Annotated in this window: 6 protein-coding genes and 1 tRNA gene; 3 read left to right on the forward strand and 4 right to left on the reverse strand. The window is 31.1% G+C overall.

Annotated features, from left to right (window positions below; translation table 11 throughout):
- Nucleotides 1-16: 16 nt before the first annotated feature.
- The 3 genes from nrdG to AABE15_RS07670 are packed head-to-tail and all read right to left on the reverse strand — an operon-like array spanning nt 17 to nt 2,973.
- Nucleotides 17-523 carry an anaerobic ribonucleoside-triphosphate reductase activating protein gene (nrdG, locus tag AABE15_RS07660; protein ID WP_338330703.1) on the reverse strand — a complete coding sequence of 169 codons (507 nt, stop codon included), beginning with the start codon at nt 521-523 and terminating at the stop codon, nt 17-19.
- A complete protein-coding gene (gene nrdD, locus AABE15_RS07665) occupies nt 510-698 on the reverse strand; it encodes an anaerobic ribonucleoside-triphosphate reductase (protein WP_338330704.1) in 189 nt (62 codons plus the stop codon). Before nrdD ends, nrdG begins: the two co-directional genes overlap by 14 nt.
- A gap of 19 nt (nt 699-717) precedes the next feature.
- Entirely contained in the window at nt 718-2,973 is a 2,256-nt protein-coding gene (locus tag AABE15_RS07670) for an anaerobic ribonucleoside triphosphate reductase (RefSeq protein ID WP_338330705.1), read from the reverse strand.
- 589 nt (nt 2,974-3,562) lie between these two features.
- On the opposite strand from AABE15_RS07670, the gene AABE15_RS07675 reads away from it, so the two are divergent.
- From AABE15_RS07675 to hchA, 3 genes are all read left to right on the forward strand, one after another.
- A complete protein-coding gene (locus AABE15_RS07675; RefSeq protein WP_338330706.1) occupies nt 3,563-5,491 on the forward strand; it encodes a DUF4422 domain-containing protein in 1,929 nt (642 codons plus the stop codon).
- Nucleotides 5,488-6,393, forward strand: a complete 906-nt coding sequence (locus AABE15_RS07680) for a glycosyltransferase (protein WP_338330707.1) — start codon at nt 5,488-5,490, stop codon at nt 6,391-6,393. Before AABE15_RS07675 ends, AABE15_RS07680 begins: the two co-directional genes overlap by 4 nt.
- A 234-nt stretch (nt 6,394-6,627) precedes the next feature.
- Nucleotides 6,628-7,491 (forward strand): glyoxalase III HchA, encoded by an 864-nt coding sequence (gene hchA / locus AABE15_RS07685; protein ID WP_338330708.1) that lies wholly within the window; start codon nt 6,628-6,630, stop codon nt 7,489-7,491.
- Between the two features lie 400 nt (nt 7,492-7,891).
- Here hchA and AABE15_RS07690 read toward each other — a convergent pair.
- A tRNA-Arg gene (locus tag AABE15_RS07690) sits at nt 7,892-7,968 on the reverse strand.
- Nucleotides 7,969-8,650 lie beyond the last annotated feature (682 nt).

Here is an 8,650-nt window from a genome sequence, read left to right on the forward strand (position 1 = left end):
ATTATATAGTATTAGATTAAGAATACAATTTCTGTTCGATTTTTGATCGACATTTTCGATCTAATAGCCTTTGATTACTACTTCCTCTAAATAAAAGGTCACTATTTTTATAAGAAAGAAGAAAGGGCCCATCAATTAACAAATCTGTATAGTTTAATAAATTTTTTATAGCTTGGTTATGCACGCTCATTTCTAATAGGCGCTCAAACGTATATCCTGTGTAGGTAACGACAGTCTTTCCTATTTTGTTAACCATTTTAGCAAGAGCTACTAAAGCGCAAGCTTGTATAAAAGGTTCTCCTCCTGAAAAAGTAATTCCTGAAAGTAAGGGATTTTTTTGAAAATTTATAAAAATTTTTTCGACATTACAATAATAACCTCCAGAAAAAGGTTGTGTTTCTGGATTTTGACATCCTGGACAAAAATGAGGGCAGCCCTGAGTGAAAATAACAAATCGTATACCAGGGCCGTCTACAATTGATTCCTCAATAATACCGCTAAGATGAAGTTTAGGAGCAGCCATGTTTGACTCTATCTTTTTCTTCTGCTCGTTTGGCGTTGTTAAAACGATCAAGTGTCCCTACTAAATAACCAGTAATTCTTCTAGTACGAGAAAACCCTATACGTTCACCGATTTTCTTGCTGCTTTCATTAATACCAACAGTGTTTATAGAGTCTGTTTTTATTTTCTTGAACATTATACATTCCTTTTAAATATTAATGATAGTAAGGCACATTAGGGTATTGCTGTCTCAGCGTTTCAAGTTTTTCTAATGGAATGCTTTCTCCTTCTTTGCGTCCACAGCGTGGGCATATATCATTGATAATTCCAACGTAACCACAAATAGGATCATGATCCAATGGGTGGTTTATTGCACCATAACCAATGCCTTTTTGATGCATATGACGAATAATGGTTTCAAAGGCTTCTAAATTTTGGCTTACATCTCCATCCAATTCAATGTAGGTAATATGACCTCCGTTGGTTAATTCATGATAGGGAGCTTCTAGTTCAATTTTTTCGTAGCTTTTAATAGGATAGTAAACAGGGACATGAAAAGAATTAGTATAATAGTCTCTATCGGTTATTCCCGGGATATTTCCAAAAATTTTACGATCTATCGGTACAAAACGTCCACTAAGTCCTTCAGCTGGAGTAGCGATTAAAGAAAAATTTAATCCCGTTTCTTTGGCTTTATCGTCTGCACGTTTGCGCATATGCGCAACAATTGCTAAACCTAGTTGTTGAACTTCTTCACTTTCTGCATGGTGTAAACCTGTAAGAGCTTTAAGAGTTTCTGCCAAACCAATAAAGCCTAATGCCAAAGTTCCATGTTTAAGTACTTCACCAATCGTGTCGTCTTTGTTTAAAAATTGCGAATCAATCCATACACCTTCTCCCATTAAAAACGGAAAATTTTTGACTTTTTTACTACTTTGTATTTTTAATCTATGTAAAAGCTGATCGAAAACTAGGTTTATTTTTTCGTCGAGCAGCTGATAAAAAAATTGTATGTTCTTTTTCGCTTTTAATCCTAAACGTGGAAGATTAATAGATGTAAAACTAAGATTTCCTCTCCCACATATGGTTTGTCTTTGAGGATCGTGTGTATTTCCTAAAACCCTTGTACGACAGCCCATGTATGCAACTTCGGTTTGGTAATCATTTGCTTTATAAAACACGTGGTTATAAGGGGCGTCAATAAAGCTAAAATTTGGAAACAATCTTAACGCAGAGGTTTCTATACTGAGTTTAAATAAATCGTAATTAATATCTTCTAAATTAAAATTAATTCCAGATTTAACCTTAAAGATTTGGACCGGAAAAATTGGCGTTTCCCCATTCCCTAGTCCTGCTTTGGTTGCTAAAAGTAAATTACGAATAACAATGCGGCCCTCTTCGGATGTATCGGTTCCATAATTTATAGAGCTAAATGGCACTTGTGCGCCTGCGCGTGAATTCATTGTATTTAAATTGTGTATGAATGCTTCCATAGCTTGAAAGGTTCTTCGGTTAGTCGTTTTTAAAGCCTCTTTTTGTGCATAATGGTGTGCAGATAAAATTGAATCTTTATTTAAAGAAAGAAATCGAAAGTGTACAAGCTTTTTTTCAATTTTAGGGAGATTTTTAATAGTTATTTGATCGGCCAATAAATCCTTAAGTTCTTGTTCTAATTGGATAATATCATGATCTGTAAGATTTACTTTAATTTGAAGGTATCGGCTGAATAATTTTAAATATTCTTGTTTAAAAGTTTTTTTAACCCCTTCTGCCATAGCATGATCAAAATTAGGGACGCTCTGTCCACCATGCATTTCATTTTGATTTGCTTGTATGGCAATACAAGCAAGTGCAGAATAGCTTTCAATAGAATTGGGTTCGCGTAAATAGCCGTGTCCAGTTGAAAATCCATTTTTAAATAAAGAAATAAGATCTATTTGACAGCAGGTGGCTGTTAACATGTAAAAATCTTTATCGTGTATATGGATATCACCATCCAGGTGCGCTCTAGAAATTTCTTTGGGTAAAATATAATTATCGATAAAAAATTTTGCTCCTTCAGAGCCATATTTGAGCATAGTGCCCATGGCTGTATCGCCGTCAATATTCGCGTTTTCTCTTTTGATGTCTGAATCTTTGGCAGAAGCGTAAGTTAATTTATTGTAAATCTCCATTAAATAATCTTCAGAATTACGAATTTTACTGTGCTCTGAACGATACAATATGTAAGCTTTGGCTGTTTCTGCGTAATCGTAATGTATCAATATTTTTTCTACAACATCTTGTATTTCTTCGACATTACAAAGACAAAGTCGATCAATTTCAAGGCTAATTTTTTCAGTTAGAAAAAGGGTATCGGTTGGGGTCATTTTTTCATCTGTGGTTGTCTTATTTGCTTTAGTTATAGCATTAAGTATTTTAACAGAATCAAAAGAAACTTTTGTTCCATCCCTTTTAATAACGTGCTGCATGATAACCCTTAAAAAAAATTACAAAAAGTAGAATTCGGTTGAAATTTAGCCAAGCATTTTTAGGTTTTATATCTTTTTAATACTATATATAGTATTAAAAAGATAATCAATGCACAATTTGTGGTAATTTTAAGATTTATAAAAATGTTCTTTTTTTACCACAGCATTGTATAAAAGCTGTGATAAAAGTTCTTTAAAAGTGCTTCATAATTTATTTTTAATAATTTGTCATCTCCGATAATGAACTATATCGTTATGAACAAATTTAATTTTTTAATGTTTAAATAGTTAAAAAAGACATAAAATAAATTTGGTAAAATTTTAAGTTAAATGATTTGGACTTATGAAATATAAAATTTTTGTTACTAAACTTATATTTTGGGAAGATATCTTTTATTTCTTGTTTGGTTTTTAAATTTTTTGCACTTAGTTAAGTCTGATAACAATATTTTATTGTTTTAAAGACAGAAATTGATTGTTTTGATATTTAAATTATCTTAATTAAAATTCGCAAATATCAAAATTGTTTAAAAGGGTAAAATTCAATTAGTGTTGATCATTAACATATTGAAAAGGGGCTAATTTTTGAATGAAGAACATATCTGTTTATGTTTCCTATCACAACAAATGTGACTTAGTTAAAACTAATTGTTTCAAACCCATACAAGTGGGGGCAGCTCAATCCTCATTATGTTATCCTGGGCAATTAAATGATGCTGAGGGCGAAAAAAATATTTCGGCAAAAAATAAAAGTTTTTGTGAACTGACTGCTCAATATTGGGTATGGAAAAATGATAAGTCTAGTGAATATGTTGGATTTTATCATTATAGACGTCATCTTATTCTTAATCTTAAAAATAAGAAAAAAGAAAATATGTATGGAGTTGTTAATTACGACCATATTAATGAAAGCTATTTGGAAGAAATAGGTTATTCTGACGAAATTTTGCAAGATTTTGTTAGGTATGCAGATGTAATTGTCCCAGAATTGTGGGATGTACGACATGTTGGTTCACAAAATAATTTGGATCATTTTAAACGTGGTAAGTTCTTATTTGTTGAAGATTATTACAAATGTTTATTAATTCTAAAGCAAAAATACCCAGAATATAGTCAATCAATAGAGGTATATAACCAGTCCCCTTATGGCTATTATACCAATATTTTTATTATGAAAAGAGAAGTATTTGAGCATTATAGCCAATGGCTTTTTAATATTTTATTTGAGTTAGAAAAAGACTTAGATCTTAGCGAACGAAATGCTCAAGAATATCGAGTTTTTGGTTATTTATCAGAGTGGTTATTGGGCATTTATCTTAATAATTTAAGTGCAAAGGAAAACCTTCAAATTGTGCATTGCCAACGTTCTTTTGTAGAAAAGACCGACATAGGAAAATATAGCTTATTTAAATTACCAGATTCATTATTTGTGCTTAACAAAGCAACAGATATACCTCCAGTTATAAAAACAAATTTTTTGAAACAAGTACCTGTTGTTACTGCTTTTAATGAAAATTATGCTATAGCGGGAGCAGCACTTTTAAAATCTATCATAGAAAATAGTGATGTCAGTTGTTTTTACGATGTTTATATTATTGAAGGAGATTTGAGCGAGGAGACTAAATTTAAATTTAATTTAATAGTGAAAAAATATAAAAATTTTCGACTAACTATTATCGATGCAGAAGGATATTTTCAAGAAAAAGATTTGAATCTTCATGCGCATTTTTCAAAAGAAACGTACTATAGAATATTAATACCAAGTATGTTGCCTCAATATGACAAAGTCATTTATCTTGATGCTGATATGGTTGTTAATGAAGATATACAGATTTTATATGATACGGATATCGGTAATTGCTCAATAGCAGCTGTTAAAGATTATGTTATGAGAGGATTTATTAAATTCGGAACATATTGTCATTCTAAATGTGGATCTATGAAGGCCTATAAATATCTTAAAAATTATTTAAATATGAATAATCCAAAAGATTATGTGCAGGCAGGTGTACTGATTTTAAATACTAAAAAAATAATAAAATCAGGTATGGATAAGCTTATTGTTGAGGAAATGGGAAAAAAATTCTATTGGTTTTTAGATCAAGATCTTTTAAATAAGTTTTTTGAAGGAGACATTCATTTTCTTGACACGCGCTGGAATGTTTTGAATGGTAATGGTAACCTTGAAAGTTTTTTCAAAAAATTGCCTTTGCCAGTTATGGAAAATTATTTTGAGGCAAGAAAAAATCCTTGGATCATACACTTTGCTGGTGAAAAGAAACCTTGGATTTTACCGAGTGTTGAATTTGCCGATATATTTTTTTACTATTTAAGAAAGACGCCGTGGGGATCCATTAATTTCCCCTCAACGAGTAATTTTGGGGAAGAACAAGTTCACCATCAATTAAAAGTTTTTAATATAATTTTGAAAAAAATAGTAAATTATTTTTTGCCTGTGGGCAGTTACAAAAGAAAAATTTGTCTTAAAATTTATAATACTCTTAAAAAAATAAGATGAAAAAACTTGGTGTAAAATGCGTAGCCCTGATTGTCACGTACAATCGTTTAGAAAAACTTCAATTATGTCTTAAAGCTACTTGCGAAGTCAATTTTGAGGTAATTGTTGTAGTTAATAATGCTTCGACAGATGGATCAGCGGAATGGTTAGACACTTTTGCAGAGCCGCGTTTAATCGTTATACATTCTGAAAAAAATCTAGGAGGAGCCGGGGGGTTCAAATTCGGATCTGATTACATCGTCAATCATTTGCAGGTGGATTGGATATGCTTTTATGATGATGATGCTTATCCTCATTTAGATTTATTATCTCAATTTGAAATAATAGATAAAAGAAAAAGTAATATATTCTGTTCGAAAGTATTATTGCCAAATGGTAACATTTGTACAATGAACCTCCCTTACCGAAGACTTCCTCGAACTTTTTATGATACTATTCTTTACACTTTGTTTCCAAATTGGTATCTACCTGACTTGTCGCACGATAGTTATGTTGAAACCTTTTCTTTCGTAGGAACAATTATACATCAAAAAGTACTAAAACAATTTTGTGAAAAAATTTGTATTGATCTTTTTGTTTATTTTGATGATTTATTTTTTTCTTATTATTTATCGAATTTAGGACACAAGATTTCTTTCGAACCTTGCCTTGTTTTTACTCATGATACTTTAATTTCTGCAAACTTATTTAAAAGTCCAAAACTTTATTTTTTAGTTCGAAATCTATTATGGTCTCGTAAGATTTTTAGTCAATCTCCGCCTTTTAGTCGATCTGCTATTGGTCTCAGGCTATTGAGAATTTTTTTTTATTGCTTAATAAAGGGACGGTCGAGGAAATGTTTTCTGTTTTTCTTTAAAGGGGTTAGAGACGGTATAGCTTCTAAGGTAAAATCAATACATTAAGATTAATCAAAACAACAATAAAAAATTTGCTGCTAAATCGAAAATATATATATGTTTAGATTTTAAACGCTGTGTATGATAATATGATTATAGTAATGAAAAGATGAACTCATCTTAAATTGAAGATAAGTTTATACGTTAAAGCGTTTATAATTGCTAATTACCAAAAAATAGATTTAAGATGATCTTGTTTATTCAAAACTGCCTTCAACTTGAAAAGTGAAAGGATAGAATATGAATACAGACCCCATGAAACCAGTCGCCGATTGTGCTGAAGACAATGCTTATTTCCCGTCCTCTTATTCACTAAAAAAGTACACGTCTCCACAAACAGATTTTAAAAAAATACATCATTCTACACCTTATGTTGGTGGGAAATGGAAAGTGCTGGTGATTGCGACTCAAGAGCGTTACTTAATGATGAAAAATGGTAGGTTTTTTTCAACAGGGAACCATCCTGTAGAAATGCTGCTTCCTATGTTGCATTTAGATCAAGCAGGTTTTGATCTTGATATTGCCACCATATCAGGTGATCCCGTTAAATTCGAAATGTGGGCTTTTCCTAAAGAAGATGAAGCTGTAAAATCTATATTTGAAAAGTATAAAAAGAAAATAAAAAAACCAAAAAAATTGTCAGAGGTGATTGGGGAAGGTTTAAACGAACAAACACCTTATATAGCTGTGTTTATCCCAGGTGGACATGGGGTTTTAAACGGTGTACCTTTCAGTAAAGAAGTTGGAGACATACTGCGTTGGGCTTTAAAAAATGAACGTTTTGTTATCTCACTTTGTCATGGTCCAGCAGGCTTATTATCTACTACTGTTGGTCATTCCGAAAATGATTTTCCTTTTAAGGGCTATGAAATTTGCGTTTTTCCAGATTCTCTTGATACAGGGGCTAATCTCGATATTGGTTATATACCAGGGGAGATGCCTTGGCTTGTAGGGGAGCGTCTAAAACAATGTGGTGTAAATATTGTTAATAAAGACATGACAGGGCGTGTACATAAAGATAGACATCTGCTTACTGGTGATAGCCCATTAGCTTCAAATCAACTCGGAAAGCTAGCGGTCGAGACATTGTTAAAAGCTGTTTAAATGTATCAGTAGTTAAATGTAGATAAAAAATCGCTGATCTACATTTAATTACGTTTTATTACTGTACAAGCTTTTTTGTTGATTTTGCCTTAATGAAAGAAAAGGTTAAGTAGTCTCATATAAGAGCGCTTTGCTATAACTGATTATTGTCAAAATAAAAAAGTAATTTTTTTGAACCGGTATTATCGACCATTATTTAAGGGATTGAGAAACGCTGTCTATCATTGATGCTAAGACAAAGAAGCGTTAACAGTAAAATGGTACGCTACGGGAAATACGTTGACTTAATAAACTGTTGTAAGATGTAAAAATTGGTGTAAATTTACACCTTTTTACTAAGAAATTACACCATAAAACAAAGTTTGAACTTCTATATAATGGCTGAATTTAGGGAAAAATGTGGCGGATCCGACGAGATTCGAACTCACGACCTTCGCCTTCGGAGGGCGACGCTCTATCCAACTGAGCTACGGATCCATACAATTTGTTCATACCTTCTAACGTGGTAAATAGCTAGTTTTTTTTGTTCATGTTTTTTGCTTTGCTGCAAATACTTATACTTGTATAATGTATTAAGTTTTGTATTTATCTTTATATTTTTTTTCAACGTTTTAAGTTTTCTATTTGATAAAATAATTTGAAAGCTGTTTTGCTGTAAATTTATTAATTTGTCATATTGAAATCAGTAACTAATAAGAAAATAAACTAATTTTATTTTTTTACGCAGAAAAATAAATTCAAAATTATTACTTAATTTTTTAAAATTAATTATCTTTTTATTAAAAACAATATCGTAACGCATTGAATTCCTAAAGTATGAGGACTAATTTTGTAGTTAACTAGTAATACTTAACAATAAAAAATATATAATTTTTACTATGTTCGTATCGTATATAGACAATTTTGTTGATTGGCTGATCACCAAAACAAATTAAAATTTTTATGATGAAAATACTGTGTCTGATTCAGAACAAAATATTTTTAAACCATTAATTTATCAAACACGCTGGATAAAATTAATTATTAAAAGGGTTCTGAGTTTTTTCGAGGTCTTTTGATGATGTTCAAACGTTTGTGAAACGCTACGTCATTGTGTAGCAATGCAATGCTTTTTATAATATAGCCGCCTCAATAATTATTTATACAATAAGATTTCAGT

Source organism: Commensalibacter sp. Nvir (genome assembly GCF_963921845.1).
Taxonomy (GTDB): domain Bacteria; phylum Pseudomonadota; class Alphaproteobacteria; order Acetobacterales; family Acetobacteraceae; genus Commensalibacter.

What these genes read in the sequence shown, in the direction of transcription:
- nrdG (WP_338330703.1), bottom strand. Translation starts at nt 523, where the DNA reads ATGGCTGCTCCTAAACTTCATCTTAGCGGTATTATTGAGGAATCAATT.
- nrdD (WP_338330704.1), bottom strand. Translation starts at nt 698, where the DNA reads ATGTTCAAGAAAATAAAAACAGACTCTATAAACACTGTTGGTATTAAT.
- AABE15_RS07670 (WP_338330705.1), bottom strand. Translation starts at nt 2,973, where the DNA reads ATGCAGCACGTTATTAAAAGGGATGGAACAAAAGTTTCTTTTGATTCT.
- AABE15_RS07680 (WP_338330707.1), top strand. Translation starts at nt 5,488, where the DNA reads ATGAAAAAACTTGGTGTAAAATGCGTAGCCCTGATTGTCACGTACAAT.
- hchA (WP_338330708.1), top strand. Translation starts at nt 6,628, where the DNA reads ATGAATACAGACCCCATGAAACCAGTCGCCGATTGTGCTGAAGACAAT.
- AABE15_RS07675 (WP_338330706.1), top strand. Translation starts at nt 3,563, where the DNA reads ATGAAGAACATATCTGTTTATGTTTCCTATCACAACAAATGTGACTTA.